At 34.0% G+C, this 17786-nt stretch carries 18 protein-coding genes; 9 read left to right on the top strand and 9 right to left on the bottom strand.

The window, feature by feature from the left end:
• Position 1: 1 nt before the first annotated feature.
• The gene (ptsG, locus tag B2G86_RS09170) at positions 2 to 1537 is read right to left on the bottom strand and encodes a glucose-specific PTS transporter subunit IIBC (protein WP_078357800.1); all 1536 of its coding nucleotides are present in this window, start codon (positions 1535 to 1537) and stop codon (positions 2 to 4) included.
• Positions 1538 to 1660: 123 nt separating this feature from the next.
• Between ptsG and B2G86_RS09165 the strand changes: the two genes are divergently transcribed.
• From B2G86_RS09165 to folE2, 4 genes are all read left to right on the top strand, one after another.
• On the top strand, positions 1661 to 2467 hold the full coding sequence (locus B2G86_RS09165; protein WP_078357799.1) for a MurR/RpiR family transcriptional regulator: 807 nt from the start codon (positions 1661 to 1663) through the stop codon (positions 2465 to 2467).
• 77 nt (positions 2468 to 2544) lie between these two features.
• Positions 2545 to 2904: a YojF family protein gene (locus B2G86_RS09160; RefSeq protein ID WP_078357798.1), complete on the top strand. Its 360-nt coding sequence runs from the start codon at positions 2545 to 2547 to the stop codon at positions 2902 to 2904.
• Positions 2905 to 2916: 12 nt separating this feature from the next.
• Complete coding sequence (gene bshB2, locus B2G86_RS09155; protein ID WP_078357797.1) at positions 2917 to 3585, top strand: bacillithiol biosynthesis deacetylase BshB2; 669 nt, start codon at positions 2917 to 2919, stop codon at positions 3583 to 3585.
• A gap of 18 nt (positions 3586 to 3603) precedes the next feature.
• Complete coding sequence (gene folE2, locus B2G86_RS09150; RefSeq protein ID WP_078357796.1) at positions 3604 to 4482, top strand: GTP cyclohydrolase FolE2; 879 nt, start codon at positions 3604 to 3606, stop codon at positions 4480 to 4482.
• A 270-nt stretch (positions 4483 to 4752) separates the two neighbouring features.
• On the opposite strand, the gene B2G86_RS09145 is transcribed toward folE2, so the two are convergent.
• The 3 genes from B2G86_RS09145 to tadA form a co-directional block, all read right to left on the bottom strand.
• Positions 4753 to 5334: an NADPH-dependent FMN reductase gene (locus B2G86_RS09145; protein ID WP_078357795.1), complete on the bottom strand. Its 582-nt coding sequence runs from the start codon at positions 5332 to 5334 to the stop codon at positions 4753 to 4755.
• A gap of 106 nt (positions 5335 to 5440) precedes the next feature.
• Positions 5441 to 6310, bottom strand: coding sequence for a Cof-type HAD-IIB family hydrolase (locus B2G86_RS09140; RefSeq protein WP_078357794.1), 870 nt, complete (start codon positions 6308 to 6310; stop codon positions 5441 to 5443).
• A 59-nt stretch (positions 6311 to 6369) separates the two neighbouring features.
• Positions 6370 to 6852: a tRNA adenosine(34) deaminase TadA gene (tadA, locus tag B2G86_RS09135; RefSeq protein WP_088369000.1), complete on the bottom strand. Its 483-nt coding sequence runs from the start codon at positions 6850 to 6852 to the stop codon at positions 6370 to 6372.
• Positions 6853 to 6920: 68 nt separating this feature from the next.
• Between tadA and B2G86_RS09130 the strand changes: the two genes are divergently transcribed.
• Both B2G86_RS09130 and B2G86_RS09125 read left to right on the top strand, forming a co-directional pair.
• Positions 6921 to 7535 carry a deoxynucleoside kinase gene (locus B2G86_RS09130; protein ID WP_078357793.1) on the top strand — a complete coding sequence of 205 codons (615 nt, stop codon included), beginning with the start codon at positions 6921 to 6923 and terminating at the stop codon, positions 7533 to 7535.
• A complete protein-coding gene (locus B2G86_RS09125; protein WP_078357792.1) occupies positions 7525 to 8193 on the top strand; it encodes a deoxynucleoside kinase in 669 nt (222 codons plus the stop codon). The genes B2G86_RS09130 and B2G86_RS09125 overlap by 11 nt, the downstream gene beginning before the upstream one ends.
• 57 nt (positions 8194 to 8250) lie before the next feature.
• On the opposite strand, the gene B2G86_RS09120 is transcribed toward B2G86_RS09125, so the two are convergent.
• The 4 genes from B2G86_RS09120 to B2G86_RS09105 all read right to left on the bottom strand — a co-directional run bounded on the left by B2G86_RS09120 (position 8251) and on the right by B2G86_RS09105 (position 12674).
• Positions 8251 to 8961, bottom strand: a complete 711-nt coding sequence (locus B2G86_RS09120) for an HAD family hydrolase (RefSeq protein WP_078357791.1) — start codon at positions 8959 to 8961, stop codon at positions 8251 to 8253.
• Between the two features lie 63 nt (positions 8962 to 9024).
• A complete protein-coding gene (locus B2G86_RS09115) occupies positions 9025 to 10119 on the bottom strand; it encodes a branched-chain amino acid aminotransferase (RefSeq protein WP_078357790.1) in 1095 nt (364 codons plus the stop codon).
• Positions 10120 to 10225: 106 nt separating this feature from the next.
• Entirely contained in the window at positions 10226 to 11188 is a 963-nt protein-coding gene (locus B2G86_RS09110) for an L-threonine 3-dehydrogenase (protein ID WP_078357789.1), read from the bottom strand.
• Positions 11189 to 11486: 298 nt separating this feature from the next.
• A complete protein-coding gene (locus tag B2G86_RS09105; RefSeq protein WP_078357788.1) occupies positions 11487 to 12674 on the bottom strand; it encodes a glycine C-acetyltransferase in 1188 nt (395 codons plus the stop codon).
• Positions 12675 to 12827: 153 nt separating this feature from the next.
• On the opposite strand from B2G86_RS09105, the gene B2G86_RS09100 reads away from it, so the two are divergent.
• From B2G86_RS09100 to B2G86_RS09090, 3 genes are read left to right on the top strand one after another with little or no spacing between them, the layout of a single operon-like run.
• Positions 12828 to 13997, top strand: coding sequence for an amidohydrolase (locus tag B2G86_RS09100; RefSeq protein ID WP_078357787.1), 1170 nt, complete (start codon positions 12828 to 12830; stop codon positions 13995 to 13997).
• Between the two features lies 1 nt (position 13998).
• Positions 13999 to 15198 (top strand): amidohydrolase, encoded by a 1200-nt coding sequence (locus B2G86_RS09095; RefSeq protein WP_078357786.1) that lies wholly within the window; start codon positions 13999 to 14001, stop codon positions 15196 to 15198.
• Positions 15182 to 16357 carry a M20 metallopeptidase family protein gene (locus tag B2G86_RS09090; protein WP_078357785.1) on the top strand — a complete coding sequence of 392 codons (1176 nt, stop codon included), beginning with the start codon at positions 15182 to 15184 and terminating at the stop codon, positions 16355 to 16357. The genes B2G86_RS09095 and B2G86_RS09090 overlap by 17 nt, the downstream gene beginning before the upstream one ends.
• Positions 16358 to 16477: 120 nt before the next feature.
• Here the strand turns inward: B2G86_RS09090 and tuf are convergent, their stop codons facing one another.
• A complete protein-coding gene (tuf, locus tag B2G86_RS09085) occupies positions 16478 to 17668 on the bottom strand; it encodes an elongation factor Tu (protein ID WP_078357784.1) in 1191 nt (396 codons plus the stop codon).
• Positions 17669 to 17786: the final 118 nt, after the last annotated feature.

The following is a 17786-nucleotide window of genomic DNA, read 5'->3' as shown; positions in this document are numbered from 1 at the left end:
CTTATTTATTTTCTAATGCTTCTTCTACTTCATTTTTTATTGTTGTAACATGTGGACCGTAAATGATTTGAACACCTGTTCCTTTTTGTACAACACCTCTCGATTCAGTTGTCTTAATAACATCTTCATTGAAAAGTTTTTCATCATTGATTGTTACTCTAAGACGTGTTGCACAACAATCAACTGTATCTATATTGTCTTTGCCACCTAAGCCTTCGATGATTGTCTTTGCGCGATCACTCACATCAACAGATTTGACTGAATCTTCATCTTCACGGCCAGGCGTCTTAAAGTTAAACTTCGTAATTAAGAATCTAAATGTTACATAATACAATAAGAACCAAACTATACCTATTGGAATGACAAGTAAGAAGTTAGTCTTGCTGTTTCCTTGTAACACACCAAATAGAATGTAATCAATAAAGCCACCGCTAAATGTTTGTCCAATTGTAATATTAAATATATCTGCCATCATAAATGCTAATCCATCAAATATGGCATGAATAACATATAACACTGGAGCTATAAATAAGAAACTAAATTCTAATGGTTCTGTTATACCCGTTAAAAATGATGTCAATGCTGCTGACAGCATTAAACCACCGACTACTTTTTTCTTTTCTGGTTTAGCTGTATGATAAATTGCTAAAGCTGCACCTAATAGTCCAAACATCATCGTAATAAATCGACCTGACATATATCTAGAAATACCTGAATAATATTGCGTTACATTTGCATCTCCTAATTGTGCAAAGAAGATGTTTTGTGTACCTTGTACAATTTTGCCATTGATTTCCATTGTTCCACCTAAAGCAGTTTGCCAGAATGGTAAATAGAATATGTGATGTAAACCAAATGGTCCAAGCATACGTAATACAAACCCATAAATAAATGTACCAATTACACCTGTTTTATTTACAAGTCCACCCGCATTGAATATCCAACCTTGAATCGTTGGCCAAATAAAGAATAGGATAACGCCTAATCCTATAGAAGCCACTGAAGTCACAATTGGTATAAACCTAGATCCACCAAAGAACCCTAAAAATGGTGGTAATGAAATTTTATTGTACTTATTGTGTAGCATTGCTGTCATAATACCTACAATAATCCCGCCAAACACACCTGTTTCAACAGTCTGAATCCCTAAGACCATGCCTTGTCCAGCTTTAGCTAATTCTTCTTGTGCTGCGACATCATCAGTAATGGTTAATAATGCGTTCATTGTAGCATTCATGATTAAGAAACCTAACATTGCTGCTAATCCTGCTGTTCCTTTATCACTTTTCGCCAAACCTATAGCCACCCCGATTGCAAATAGCACTGGCAAGTTAGCAAAAACGATATTACCCGCTGAAGACATTAAGATAAATATATATTGCAAAAAATCTATATCCAAAATTGGATATGCTTTAATTGTATTTGGATTGCTTAATGCACCACCAATACCTAATAGCAAACCTGCTGCTGGTAGAATGGCGATTGGTAACATAAATGATTTCCCGAATTGTTGCGCTTTATCAAAAATTTTACTCATAAAATACGCACCTCCTATTTATCCTAAATATAACATCATGAAAATTATAGTCAATACTATTATTTGTTTTGAAAAACATTTTCATATATACTCATAATTACTAATTAAATAGAGGTGTAAATTATGAATTTTGAAAATCGTATTCAGCAATTTTCATACCTTTTCACAAAAGCTGACGAAAAAATTGCTAGATACATATTAGATCATCCTGTAGGAGACCATTTTTCAACTATTACTTCATTGGCATACGCTATCGATGTTTCTACTTCAAGTATTACAAGGTTCAGTCATAAATTGAATTATCAACACTTTCAAGATATGAAATTTAACATTCAACAAACTTATGAAAAAACAGATATTCAAAATGTTCCACTTATTAAAAGAATTCATGAATATCATCAAACAATTATTCAACAAACAGGTGAATTTATATCTAATGAGAAAATCAATCAACTTATTAGTACATTATCTAATAGTGAACAAACACTTTTTGCAGGTTTAGGAAGTTCTGGATTAACTGCAACTGAGTTTTACTATAGAACAATGAGAATGGGCATAAATGGTAGTGCCGTAACAGATGCGCATCAAATGAAAATTGGCGCATCATTATTATCTGAGAAGGATGTACTTATAGCATTTTCAAATAGTGGGAAGACGGATGAACTCATAAATGCTGCAAAAATCGCCAAATCACAAAATGCTACAGTTATCGCTATAACCAATTATGCTGGAAGTGAACTTACCGCAAACTCTGACATTGTGATCATGACAATTGATCAAACAAGAGTGAACGACAAACAATTTATTAATACACAAATTTCAGCTCATTTTCTAATTGATGTAGTGAGTTATATGTTGTTAGAATACCAAAATAATATGAATCAATATCAACACACTAGAGATGTAATATTAAAAGATAATAAATCATAGGTTGTGAGCAGATTGTATATAAATTTACTCAAGAATTTAGTAGAATAGTAAAGTATATACTATGAGGAGTGAAAGGCATGGAATTAATTCAAGTAGATCAAGTACAAACACTAATATCAGAATATGAAAATAAGCCAGTATATCTCCATGTAGAAACGACAAATGGAGCTTATGCTAACCATTTCGACAACAAAGTATTTAATGCTGGTACATTTTTAAGAAATATCCAAGTCACATTTACCCATGCACATTTAACTGGTGGGAATAAAGAGCCTTATCGTGTTGGATTAAAATTAGACAACAATGGTTGGGTCTATGTACAAGGTTTAACACACTTTGAGGTAACTGAAGATAAAGAACTATTATTAGCAGGACTAAATTATGAAGGACAACTTGCTGCGACATTAGAAATAAGTAGCAATCCTTTCAAGGATTAAGAGGTGAATACAATGAATGATGAAAGACAAGTATTAGTTATTTTTCCACATCCTGACGACGAAGCATTCGGTACATCTGGCACACTTAGTAAATTTGTAGATGATGGTACCCCTGTAACGTATGCATGTTTAACTTTAGGTCAGATGGGGCGTAATCTTGGTAACCCACCTTTTGCTACACGTGAATCTTTACCACATATTAGAGAACGTGAATTGGATGCAGCTGCTGAAGCAATTGGTATAACAGATTTAAGAAAAATGGGATATAGAGATAAAACAATTGAATTTGAACCTAAAGATGAAATAGATAGTATGGTAAAATCATTAATAGATGAACTTAATCCATCACTTATTATTTCATTCTATCCTGGTTATTCTGTTCATCCAGATCATGAAGCAACAGCAGAATCAGTAGTAAGAACAGTTAGTCGCATGGATGAATCATCTAGACCTAAACTACATTTAGTAGCGTTTAGTAATGACACATACAGCGATTTAGGAGAACCAGATATAAATATAGATATTACTGGTTATGAAGAACGCAAGATGAAGGTCCTTCAAGCTCATGCGTCTCAAACCGGTCCAATGTTACAAAATCTCGCTTCAAATACACAAGAAAGTGAAGCGGCTAAAGATATGTGGTTGAAGACAGAACATTTCTGGACATATCATATTGAATAGATAGTGGAGGCAATGTGTATGACACAATTAGATTTATCAACACGTGAAGCGAGATGGAAATATTTCGGTTCAGTTGATCCTATAAAAGGAAATAAACCTACCGAAAAAGAAAAGATGCCAGATTTGCAAAGCTCTAAAAAAGATTTCCTATTCGAAATTGAACATGTTGGTATCAAAAACTTAATTTACCCTGTCAGAATAGATGATTTTCAAACAGTTGGAAACTTCGAATTTTCAACTAGTTTAAATCAAGATGAAAAAGGCATCAATATGAGCCGTATTATAGAAAGTGTTGAAAAGCATTATGATAACGGCGTGAAATTAGAATTTGACCATTTAACAACATTATTGAATACACTTCAATCTGTTATGCTCCAAAACACTGCATCATTAGATGTTACAGCTAAATGGTTCTTTAACCGTTTTAGTCCTGTGACTAACCAAAAAGCAGTCGGACATGCAGACATTAGATATATACTTTCTGTTTCAGATGATAAAGTGACTAAAAAATCTTTAGGCATCGAAGTACCTGTTACAACGTTATGCCCATGTTCTAAAGAAATCAGTGAATATTCAGCACATAACCAACGTGGCATCATAACAGTACTCATTGACTTAGATCCTGAAATAGACCTACCTGATAACTACAAAGACATCGTATTAGACGGTATGGAGGCTAACGCAAGTTCAATGTTGTATCCAATATTGAAACGTACAGACGAAAAAGCCGTTACAGAAAGAGCATATGAGAATCCAAGATTTGTAGAAGACTTAATTAGATTAGTAGCTGCTGATTTAGTAGATCTTGAGTGGATACAAGGATTCGAAATAGAATGTCGTAACGAAGAATCTATACACCAACACGATGCATTCGCAAGACTAAAATATACAAAGTAATCTAAATATGAACAGACCGCCTCCATGAGCCGGTCTGTATTTTTATGTGTTTCGCGTTTTCGGGTCGATAATTGATTTTATCGGTCCGTATTTCTCATTTCTGGACCGGTAATTTTATTTATCGGTCCGTATTTCTCATTTCTGGACCGGTAATTTTATTTATCGGTCCGTATTTCCCGTTTCTGGACCGGTAATTTTATTTATCGGTCCATATTTTCTTATATAGAACAAAAAGAAGGCAACAGCCTCTGCTGTTGCCCTCTATCCTCTTTATGAATTCACTTGTTCTTCTGCTTCTATCCAAGGATTGTTTTTAATTAGTTTTGTAATTTGCTCTGTAAACAATTTAACACGTAATTTAATGTCATCTACATCAATATAATATGTGCCATCTTCTGTTTTACCGAAGTCAGCATCTTGTGTTGAAATTTGGACAGGAACTGCAATTCCTAATAAGTTTCTCATAATAATTCTCAAATGTGATAATGGCTCTGTACTTCTCATCCCACCACTATTACATATTAAGCCTACTGGTTTCATTTTAAATTGATCCATTGTTAAATGGTCTAAAGCATTTTTTAAAATACCAGAATATGAACCGTGGTAATTTGGCGTACCAATTATAATCGCATCTGCTTCTTCAGCTTTTTCGCGTAATTCATTTACATTAACTTTAATTCGTTCATCGTTTAAATGTTGACCTGATACGTCTAAGAACGGTATTGGTTTGTCATATAAATCAAACAAAGTTACCTCTGCACCTTGGTCTTCTAAGTTCCCACGAACAAATTGTGCAAGGGCGTGTGTATGTGAATATTGCTTAGCGCTACCTACAATAAGTAATACTTTCACTGTTGTCACCTCAAAATTTTAATGATATTAATTACGTATCATTATAGCATACTGAGAAACTAAGAATTTAATTTTCATTAAAAATCATTCTTATGGACGATGTATATTAACGGTCATAATTTTTCAATGCATGAATAATCGCTTTTCCTACACCACTATGCTCATTAGTATCCGTAACGTAATCAGCTAATTCTTTCACTTCAGGTGCTCCGTTTTCCATTGCAACAGCATACCCGGCTTTTTCTAACATTGAAACATCATTTAAGTTATCACCAATTGCCATCACATCTGACATTGGAATGTTTAATTGATTTGCTATTGCTTCTAATGCAATTCCCTTTTGCGCATCAGAATGTGTGATTTCAATATTCCCTCTTGAAGATGATGAAACTGCTAAACTTTGTGATTCTGAAATTTCAGCTTTAGCTCTATCAATTTTAGATAAATCACTCGCAAATGCTAAAATTTTCAATATAATTTCCCCTGGACGACTTTCAATTTCATCGTAACTATCTACTGTTTTTAAAGTTCCGTTATCAATTCTACTTTGAATATTGGCACGGATTTTTTTGACATCAGCTTTTTGACCAGCTTTTTCTGCTATATCGACATAAATTTCCAAGTCTTTCTCAGGATCTTCGGTATAAATACCAAAGTTCGTATAAACTTGATAATAAATATCTTCCTTGTTCAAAATTCCCGTAATTTTATTGATTAAAGGTCGTGTTAATTTAGAAGTATGGACGATATTAAATTCTTCATCTCTTACTTCTGCTCCATTTAAACAAATGTATGGTAATGATAAATCTGTTTTTTCAATTGGGCTATGTGCCTCGTAAAATGCTCTTCCAGTAGCAATAACTACCGAGATACCTTTTGATTGTGCAAATTTTATTGCTTCATAATTTTCATTTGAAACTTCATGTGCTGCGTTCAGCAAAGTGCCGTCCATATCTGTTGCGATTAACTTTATCATGAAAGTAACCTCTTTTCTTTATATTCAACATAAATTTTAACAAATAAAAGTAATAATCTCTATAAATCTGTATTATTCTGCTTAATTTGTTTTTTTAGGCTTCTTTTCTCTCTAAAAAACGTTCGTAACATCTCACCGCATTCTTGCTCAAGTATCCCTCTTTCAACTGTAGCACGGTGATTAAACCGAGTATCTTCTATTAAATTTATTAAGCTACCACTACAGCCACCTTTAGGATCTGTTGCACCATAAACGACATGCGGTATTCTACTCATCACAATCGCGCCCGAACACATGACACAGGGCTCTAAAGTAGCATATAAAGTAGTTTCTTCTAGTCTCCACGATTTCAGATACTTGGCTGCCTCTTGTATCGCAATCATTTCAGCATGTGCAATTGGATCTTGATCATTCTCTCTTAAGTTATGACCTCTTCCAATCACTTCTCCTTTATATACAACAATTGCACCAATTGGTACTTCATCCATTTCCCAAGCTTTTTTTGCTTCTTCAATTGCAAGTTTCATATAATTTTCATGCACGCTATATTTCACTCCGTTTAATTTATGATAGAATAAGTATGTCTATTTTAACATCTAGGGAGATATATATGAAAAAAACCTTTATTGCAATCGAAGGACCTATTGGAGTCGGGAAAAGCTCCTTAACTAAAAAGCTTGCTGAAGCTTTAAATTATACTGAAGAATTTGAAATTGTTGACGAAAATCCTTTCTTAAGTGATTTTTATGATGATATTTCTAAATGGAGTTTTCAAACGGAGATGTTCTTCTTATGTCATCGTTACAAACAGCTAACAGATTTAAAGAATATTAAAGGAATCGTAAGTGATTATCATATTTTTAAAAATAAGATTTTTGCAAAAAACACTTTAAACGATAGTGAATTTGATAAATTTAGTCGAATTTATGATATTTTAACTGAAGATATTCGTATGCCTGATCAAATTATCTTTCTCGATGCCTCATTAGAAGTCCTACAACAACGTATTGCCCATCGTAATAGATCATATGAATCACAAATAGAAAATAATTACTTAGCACAACTAAAAAGTGATTATAATCAATTCTACGAAGAAGTGAAAAGTGAAATCGATGCTATTCAAATTGATACTTCTCATTTAGATTTCGTAAATAACACCGCAGATTATCAACAAATTTTAAAATTATTACAACCTTTGATTGGAGAGATTACACATGACAAATAAAGTCATACCAAGTGATGCTATTATCACAATTGCTGGTACTGTTGGTGTTGGAAAATCATCTTTAACACAAGCACTTAGCGAACGTTTAAACTTTAAGACTTCTTTTGAAAAAGTCGACAATAACCCGTATTTAGAAAAATTTTATCATGATTTCGAACGTTGGAGTTTCCACCTACAAATATACTTTTTAGCGGAACGTTTTAAAGAACAAAAAAGAATGTTTGAATATGGCGGAGGATTTATACAAGACCGCTCAATCTATGAAGATGTTGATATTTTCGCAAAAATGCATGAAGAACAAGGAACAATGACAAAAGAAGACTATGCAACTTATAGAGATCTATTTGAAGCAATGGTTATGACACCATACTTCCCTAAACCTGATGCATTAATTTATTTAGAATGCGACTACGAAGACGTTATACAACGCATCAAAAATAGAGGTCGCCAAATGGAAATCGAAACAGACGAAGCATACTGGAAAAAACTTTTCGCACGTTATGATAATTGGGTTAACAATTTCACAGAATGCCCTGTAGTACGTGTAAATATAAATGATTATGACTTATACGAAGATCCAGAATCAATCAATCACATTATCGACAAGATTGCACATGTTATAGAAACACACCGTTCAATCGATACACGAGTAAAATAAAAAAATGCTCTAAACCATTAATTATTTCAAATGGTTTGGAGCATTTTTTAAATTATATTATTTATTCCATTCCGCTTCTTTTTCATAAAACTCGTTAATATCTTTATAAATATAATCTGCACCTGTTAAATCTGCCTCATCTCCTGTACCACTAAGTACGCCAACAACTACTTTGAAATGAGCATTTTTGCCCATTTGTATATCAGTGGGTGTATCTCCTATTATTGCGATTTCATCAGGTGCTACGTCCCATTTTTCATAAAATTTTTCTACCATTTTAGGGTTTGGCTTTTGATAGCCATTTATAGATGCTGTAATTTTTTCATCAATCAAATGTTCTACTTTTGCGTCTTTAATAAATCGTTCTGTACCGTCTATATCATCACTTGTGATGATGCCAATATTATATTTTTTGTCTTTAAAAGCTGTTAAAGTTTCTATTAATCCTTCAATGACGATAGTCTCAGGTTTATATTCACTTATTAAGTCTTTGCTTATTTTTACCGTCCATTTTTCAATTTCTTTTTTATCTATAGTTGGTGCGTATTCAGAGAAGACATCTATAATATCTGACAATGTACCTGAAGCAAGTATGCCACTAGATAAAAATCTATCATTTACGTATCCTAGTTTTTCTTGTAAGGCTTGCTTATTATCAACTTGGTACTGTTCTACAAATCGATCTATCATAACTAATGAAATCTCTGACCATGTTTCATCAAATTTGAGTAATGTACCATCTTTATCGAACAATAACCATTTAATCATTATTTGTACTCCTTTAAAAAGAGCGGCACTACATTTAGTAGGCCGCTCTTTATTGTTTTTCAATTATACTATTTCGATATGACTTTCTTGTCCTACTACAACTCTCCAACCATTTTTATCTTCTTTTTTACCAGTTTGAATTGCTGTATATTCATCAAATAACGCTTGAGTAATTGGACCAATCTCATTATTATTGATTGTAATTTCTGCCTCTTCGTATTTTAAGAATCCTACTGGAGAAATAACTGCTGCAGTTCCTGTACCGAAAATTTCTGTTAAACGACCATCGTGATGTGCATTAATAATATCATCAATAGATAATCGTTTTTCTTCAGTTTCATAGCCCATTTCTTGAGCAAGTTCGAGTACAGTTTTACGCGTAATACCTGGTAAAATACTGCCGTTTAATTCCGGTGTTACTACTTTTCCATCAATAACGAAGAAAATATTCATGCTTCCTACTTCTTCGATATATTTTTGTTCTACACCATCTAACCACAATACTTGATCGAAACCTAATTCATTAGCACGTGTTTGTGCAATTAAACTAGCCGCATAGTTACCACCACATTTAGCAAAGCCAACGCCGCCTCTTACTGCACGTACAAATTCATCTTCTACATAAATGCTAGTAGGTTTCATTTGTTCATCACCATAATAAGCGCCTACTGGAGAAAGAATCACTAAAAATTCATAGTCTGTTGAAGAACGTACACCTAAGTAAGGTTCAGTAGCATATACAAATGGTCTAACATATAAAGATTGTCCTTCACCACTTGGGATCCATTCACGTTCTAAATCTATAAGTTGTAATAGACCATCTAATACTTTTTCTTCATCGATTTGAGGCATTTCAAGTCTTTTTAAAGATAAATTAATTCTCTTGAAATTTTGGTCTGGTCTGAATAGTGCAACATCATCACCATCTTTATAAGCTTTCATACCTTCAAATACTGTTTGTCCGTAATGAAGTCCTTGTGCACTTGGTGACAAAGTAATCGGCCCATATGGAATTATTTTAGGCTCTGACCAGCCTTCACCTTGTTTATATGACATAGACAGCATATAATCAGTAAAGATTTCACCAAAGACTAAATTTTGAAAGTCCGGTTTCTCTTTAAGCTGCTCACGCTTTTCTACGTAAAATGTTTCTGACATAATGATTCCCCCTAGGCTAATTAATAATTAATGTTAACAAGTATATCAGTCATAGAGGTGTTATTCAATGAATTTTTGGAAAATTTAAAAAATATACACATTAAAGTTAACTTTTGGCTAAGTTATCTTTTTCTTCAATTGCTTTAAGCATTAATTCAGTCATACTATCTAAATTATAACTTGGAGAAAATCCCCATTCTTCTTTAGCACAAGATGAATCGATAGCGTTTGGCCAACTCTCGGCAATTGCTTGACGATCTGGATCAACATCATATCCTAGTTCAAAGTTAGGCATTTTCTTTTGAATAGCTGTTTTAATTGTTTCTGGATCAACGCTCATTGCACTCACATTATATGCATTACGGTTAATCAATCGTTCACTGTCTGCTTCCATTAACTGAATGATTGCATCGATGGCATCGTCCATGAACATCATATCCATATACGTATCTTTCGCAATATAACTGTCGTATTTGCCTTCACGAATTGCTTTGAAGTAAATTTCAACTGCGTAATCTGTAGTACCTCCACCTGGTTCTTTTATATAAGAAATTAAACCAGGAAATCTCATACTTCTCGTATCAACACCAAATTTAGTGTAGTAATAATCACATAACAATTCACCCGCTACTTTATTAACACCATACATTGAAGTTGGTCTTTGAATTGTAACTTGAGGTGTCATATCTTTAGGTGTATTTGGACCAAACGCACCGATTGAACTTGGTGTAAAGAACTGCATATCAAATTCTCGAGCTACTTCAAGAGCATTTACTAGTCCACCCATATTCAGATTCCATGCGAATAATGGATTTTTTTCAGCAGTAGCTGAAAGAAGTGCTGCCATATGCATTAAAGTATCCGCTTCAAAATTCTTAACTAATGAATGGAATCTATCTTGATCGGTTACATCTAAAATTTCAAATGGACCATTATTTATTTCACTTTCACTTTCTGGTTGTCTTATATCTGTTGCTAAAACATTTTCATTACCATATTTCTTTCTTAATTTCATAACTAATTCTGTCCCGATTTGCCCTAGCGCCCCAGTGATCATGATTTTTTTCATTATAAAATCCTCCTGTATTGTTGAAACGTTCATTTGTACTCTTGAGAAAAACAAAAACGCTTTCTTTAATGATATTTTACTATATTTCATCCAATTTGTATACTTCAGAAGTACATAGCAAGAATAAATAAGTTACTTAATACAAAAACCAATTGTATAAGAGATACTTAGGGACATTATTCTCAATACTGCCAATTAGCTAACACTTAACAACATACTCATTTCATAAATATGAGAAAAAGCAGTAGAAATTCAATTGATACAATGAATTTCTACTGCTTTTTTATAGTTATTCTATTTATAATAATCCTAATTCTTTACCAATTTTTTCATATGCTTCAATTGCATCATCTAGTTGTTCTTTAGTATGTGCAGCTGTTGGCATATTTCTAACACGACCTGTACCTCTAGGAACTGTTGGGAATACGATTGCTTTTGCATATACACCTTCATCCATAAGTCGTTTACTAAATGTTTGTGCTTTTTTCTCTTCACCGATAATGACCGGTGTGATTGGTGTTTCAGAATGACCTATATCGAAACCTTTTGCTTTTAAGCCTTCTTTTAAATAATTAGCATTATCCCATAATTTATCATGTAATTCTGTTGAGGCCATTAATTTTTTAACGGATTCTGTAATTGCTTTAGTATCTCCAGGAGCTAAAGATGTTGAGAATAAAAATGGTCTTGAAGCGACTTTTAACCAATCAATTAAATCTTTAGTACCTGCCACATAACCGCCTACTACACCAATCGCTTTAGAAAGTGTACCAATTTGGAAATCAATTTTATCTTGTAAACCAAAATGCTTAACAGTTCCAGCACCTTTACCCATTACACCTGAACCATGTGCGTCATCAACATAAGTGATTAAACCAAATTCTTCAGCTATTTCAACGATTTCAGGTAATAAAGCTACGTCCCCATCCATTGAGAACACACCATCAGTGATGTACATGACTTTATTATATTGACCTGATTCAACCGCTTCTTTCGCTTTTGCTCTTAAGTCTTCCATGTCTGAGTGATTTACTCGAATGATTTTTGCTTTTGATAAACGACAACCATCAATAATTGAAGCATGATTTAATTCATCAGATAATATTGCATCATTTTTATTCATGACTGCTGAAATAGCTGCCATGTTACAGTTAAATCCTGATTGATAAGCAATAGCGCTTTCCGTACCTTTAAATTGTGCTAATGTTTCTTCTAACTCTCTATGCAAATCTAATGTTCCATTTATAGTACGTACTGCACCAGCACCTACACCATGTGAATCTATTGCATCTTTAGCTGCTTTTTTCAAGTCTTCGTCTGTAGCTAATCCAAGATAGTTATTTGATGATAAGTTGATATAATTTTTACCGCCAATTGTTATTTCAGCGCCATTTGCACCTTCAACGATATCAATTTCATTATACAAACCATTGTCTTTCAATTCATTTAAATTTGTTGTTAAGAATGTATCTAATGTTTGTACCATATACACTTTCTCCTTTAGCACTTTTTATTTATCATAACACATCAAAATCAAAGAATTAAGCGTTATCATAGTAAATTGAATTGTTTAAATTTTCTATAAACTTTGCTACAATAGTCATACTATATTTTGATGGAATTGAAAGAAGGTTTATTAATGATAAATTGGAAAGAAAAAGTAGCAAATAAATTTGATCGTTTAGTCGAAATTAGACGATATATGCATAAGAACCCAGAACTTTCATTTCATGAGGAAAAAACTCATGATTTTCTTTTATCTGAATTAAAAAAGCTAGATAAATTGACGATTAGAGAGCGCGTTGGAGAGCGTGGAATTGTTGCAAAGCTAGAAGGTAATCAACCTGGTCAAACAATCGCATTCCGTGCTGATTTCGATGCTTTACCTATTCAAGACGAAAAAGACGTTCCATATAAATCTACTGTCGACGGTGTTATGCATGCTTGTGGACATGACGGTCATACAGCGACACTTTTAACATTTTGCGAATTACTTCATGAACATCAACATTTACTTAAAGGGAATGTTGTTTTTATTTTTCAATACGCTGAGGAGTTAAGTCCTGGTGGTGCAAGTCCTATGATAAATGATGGGGCGTTAGAAGGCGTTGATAAAGTGTACGGAAATCATTTTTGGAGCGGTCATGAAACATCTTCAATTAAGACAAAGCCTGCTGATATGATGGCTTCACCGGACTATTTTGATATTACGATTCAAGGTAAAGGTGGACACGGTGCTAAACCACATACATCGATTGATCCGATTGTAATTGTTGCTGAATACATTTCTAGTTTACAAAAAATTATATCTCGACATATTGATCCTATAGATAGAGGTGTCATAACAGTTGGTAAGATAGATGCAGGAAGTGCTTTTAATGTTATAAGTGATACAGCTACCATCGAAGGTACAGTTAGAACTTTCAAACCTGAAGTAAAAGACACGATTGAAGAAGAGCTAGAACGATTATTAAAAGGCATTTGTATTGCCAATAATGCTACTTATGAATTCAATTATCGCAGAGGATACCCTACTGTTGTTAACCATGAAGAACAATATAACGTTGTAAAAGAAGCAGCTGAGTCCTTACATTTAACATACGAAGATATACCGCCAATGATGATTGGTGAAGACTTCTCATATTACCTTCTCAATCGCCCTGGCTGTTTCTTCTTAACTGGTAGTGGTAATGAGGGTAAAGCTTCAACAGTACCTCATCATCATCCTATGTTTGATTTAGATGAAGATGCAATGAAAACAACAACTGAAATGTTCATAAAAGTTCTTGAGATTGAAGGTGTTCTATAAGATGAAAAATATATTACTACAAAAAGTTGATCATTATTATGATGAAATGATAGAAATTAGAAGACACTTACATATGAATCCTGAATTATCTTTTGAAGAAGTTAAAACGCCTGCCTATATCGCTAATTATTTAAAAAATCTAGGTATAGATGTTAGAGAAGGTGTTGGTGGACGAGGTGTAGTAGGCACACTTAATAAAGAGAAAGACGGTCCAACATTAGCTATAAGAGCCGACTTTGACGCTTTACCTATACAAGATGAAAAAGAAGTACCTTACAAATCAACAGTTGATGGCGTTATGCATGCTTGTGGACATGATGCACATACGGCTGTTCTCTTAATGACTGCAAAAATATTATCCGAGCATAAAGATGAAATAAATGGTCGTGTAGTGTTTATTCATCAACACGCTGAAGAAGTGGATCCTGGTGGTGCTATACAAATGATCGCTGACGGCTGTTTAACGGGTGTTGACGCTATCATTGGACAACATGTATCAAGTAGTTTAGATGTCGGTAAAATAGGCTACAAATACGGTACAACGACAGGTATCCCTGATGATTTTTGGATTACTTTAAAAGGACGAGGTGGACATGCAGCTCACCCAGATCAACTTATTGATCCACTAGCTGCAGGTATTCAATTATGTAATGATTTACAGTATATTGTTTCACGTAAAACAAGTGCATTATCACCTGCTGTATTATCCATAACGATGTTTAATGCTGGAGAAACCAACAACGTCATACCTGATACTTGTAAAATTGGAGGTACGATCAGAACATTCGACTCAGATACTCAAATAAGTGTAATTGAAGGATTTAAAAAAGTACTAGAAGGTATCGCTACTTCTACTGATGTCACTTACGATTTAAAATACAGTAAAGGTTACCCACCTGTTATAAATACTGAAAAAGAAACAGACCTAATATTAGAAGCTACTAAAGAAATAGCTAGTGTTCAAGAATTAGTTGAATTAGAAGCAAGTTTAGGTGGAGAAGACTTTTCTTATTATCAGCAACGTGTACCTGGTGCATTTTTCTATACAGGAACAAGAAATGAACATTTCAAAGCGGATTATCCACATCATCATCCGAAATTTGATATAGATGAGCAAGGACTAATCAACGCTGTTCGAATATTCTTATTAACTACATTTAAGTTTATGGAAAGGAATTATAATAATGAATTTAACGACTGAAGTTAATCAATATATGGATGAATTAATAGATATCAGAAGACATTTGCATCAAAATCCAGAACTATCTTTCCAAGAAGAAAATACAAAAAAATATATAGCTGATTACCTTGAGAATTTAGGTATAGAAGTTAAAAAAGATGTCGGTGGTAACGGGCTCCTAGGTTATATTAAAGGCGGTAATGCCGGACCTACGATTGCTTTAAGAGCTGACTTTGATGCTTTGCCAATTCAAGATGAGAAAGATGTACCTTATAAATCTACAGTGGATGGTGTTATGCATGCATGTGGTCATGATGCTCACACAGCAAGCTTATTAATTACAGCTAAAATCCTAAAACAACACGAAGCTGAAATTCATGGCAATGTCGTATTAATCCATCAACATGCCGAAGAATCACTTCCAGGAGGAGCAAAATCCATGGTAGCAGCTGGCGCACTTGATGGTGTAGATTATATTTTTGGTACACATACAGCAAGTCATATAGAAGCAAATAAAGTTGGCTTTTGTTCAGGACCAGCATATGCAGCAGCTGATTCATTTGAAATAGATATTCAAGGTTCAGGTGGCCACGGAGCAATGCCTCAATTAGCTAAAGACCCTATCGTTGCTGCATCTTCACTTATCGTTCAAGCACAAAGCATTGTCTCTAGAACGATAGATCCATTAGAATCTGCTGTGGTAACATTTGGTACATTTAAAGGTGGTAATGCATTCAATGTTATAGCTGATACAGTACAACTTACTGGTACAATCAGAACATACTTACCTACTGTGAAAGATCAAATTAAAGAACGTTTAAACGGCATTTTAAACGGTATTGAATCAAGTTATGGCGTGAAGTGCCATTTGAATTATCATGATGGTTATCCTCCAGTTGTTAATCACGAAAAAGAAACAGAATGGGCTAAAAGTCTTGCATCAGAAATTGATACAATTGAAGAAGCATTCGATTTCCCACCTTCACTTGGAGGAGAAGATGTAGGTTATTTCTTACAACATGTACCTGGCACTTATTTCTTTACAGGTGTCGGAAACGAAGCACTTAAAGCTAATTATCCACATCACCATCCAAAATTCGATTTGGATGAGCAATCACTACAAAACAGTGTGAAGCTATTTTTATCAATAATTGAACATAGTTCGGACTTAGTAAAATAAATATTAAAAAACCTCCCAAACCGAAAGTTAATACTAACGGATTGGGAGGTTTATTTTGAGAAAGAGCATGATAGCTCTTTCTATTTTATAAGTTTAATCAATCGTGTTCAATATCGAAAATTAAGCTTCGATGATTGTAACAACGCCTGATCCAACTGTACGTCCACCTTCACGAATTGAGAAACGAGTACCGTCTTCAATAGCGATTGGTGAAATTAATTCAACGTCCATTTCAACGTTGTCGCCAGGCATAACCATTTCAATGCCTTCTGGTAAGTTTACTACACCAGTTACGTCAGTTGTACGGAAATAGAATTGTGGGCGGTAGTTAGTGAAGAATGGAGTATGACGTCCACCTTCTTCTTTTGATAATACATAAACTTCCGCTTTGAATTTAGTGTGAGGAGTGATTGAACCTGGTTTAGCTAATACTTGACCACGGTTAACGTCTTCACGAGCAACACCACGTAATAAAGCACCGATGTTATCTCCAGCTTCAGCGAAGTCTAATAATTTACGGAACATTTCAACACCAGTTACAGTTGTTTTAGAAGATTCTTCAGTTAAACCGATGATTTCAATCTCTTCACCAACTTTGATTTGACCACGTTCAACACGGCCTGTAGCAACAGTACCACGACCAGTGATTGAGAATACGTCCTCAACTGGCATCATGAATGGTTTGTCAGAATCACGTTCTGGAGTTGGAATGAAAGTATCTACAGCTTCCATTAATTCCATGATTTTGTCTTCATAAGCTTCGTCGCCTTCTAAAGCTTTTAATGCTGAACCAGCGATTACAGGAACATCGTCGCCAGGGAAGTCATATTCAGATAATAAGTCACGAACTTCCATTTCAACTAATTCTAATAATTCTTCATCGTCAACCATGTCAACTTTGTTTAAGAATACTACTAATGCAGGAACACCTACGTTACGTGATAAAAGAATGTGTTCACGAGTTTGAGGCATTGGGCCGTCAGCAGCAGATACTACTAAGATACCGCCGTCCATTTGAGCAGCACCAGTGATCATGTTTTTAACATAGTCAGCGTGTCCTGGGCAGTCAACGTGAGCATAGTGACGTTTTTCAGTTTCATATTCGATGTGTGAAGTATTAATTGTAATACCACGTTCTTTTTCTTCTGGAGCGTTATCGATTTGGTCGTAAGAACGAGCTTCTCCGTCACCAGAACGTTTTGATAATACAGTTGCGATTGCAGCTGTTAAAGTAGTTTTACCATGGTCAACGTGACCGATAGTACCAATATTGGCATGTGTTTTTGAGCGATCAAATTTTTCTTTAGCCATTATGAAATCTCTCCTATTCATATTAAAATTATTTTTTATTTAAGCCTCATGATGGTTACTCACCATCATGAGGATACATATATTTACTTTATAAATCATTTTGATGAAAAAATCAATT

This window comes from Mammaliicoccus fleurettii (genome assembly GCF_002018435.1).
GTDB classification, from domain to species: domain Bacteria; phylum Bacillota; class Bacilli; order Staphylococcales; family Staphylococcaceae; genus Mammaliicoccus; species Mammaliicoccus fleurettii.
Note: the sequence above shows the minus strand (reverse complement) of the source record. Positions and strands in the feature narration are given on the sequence as shown.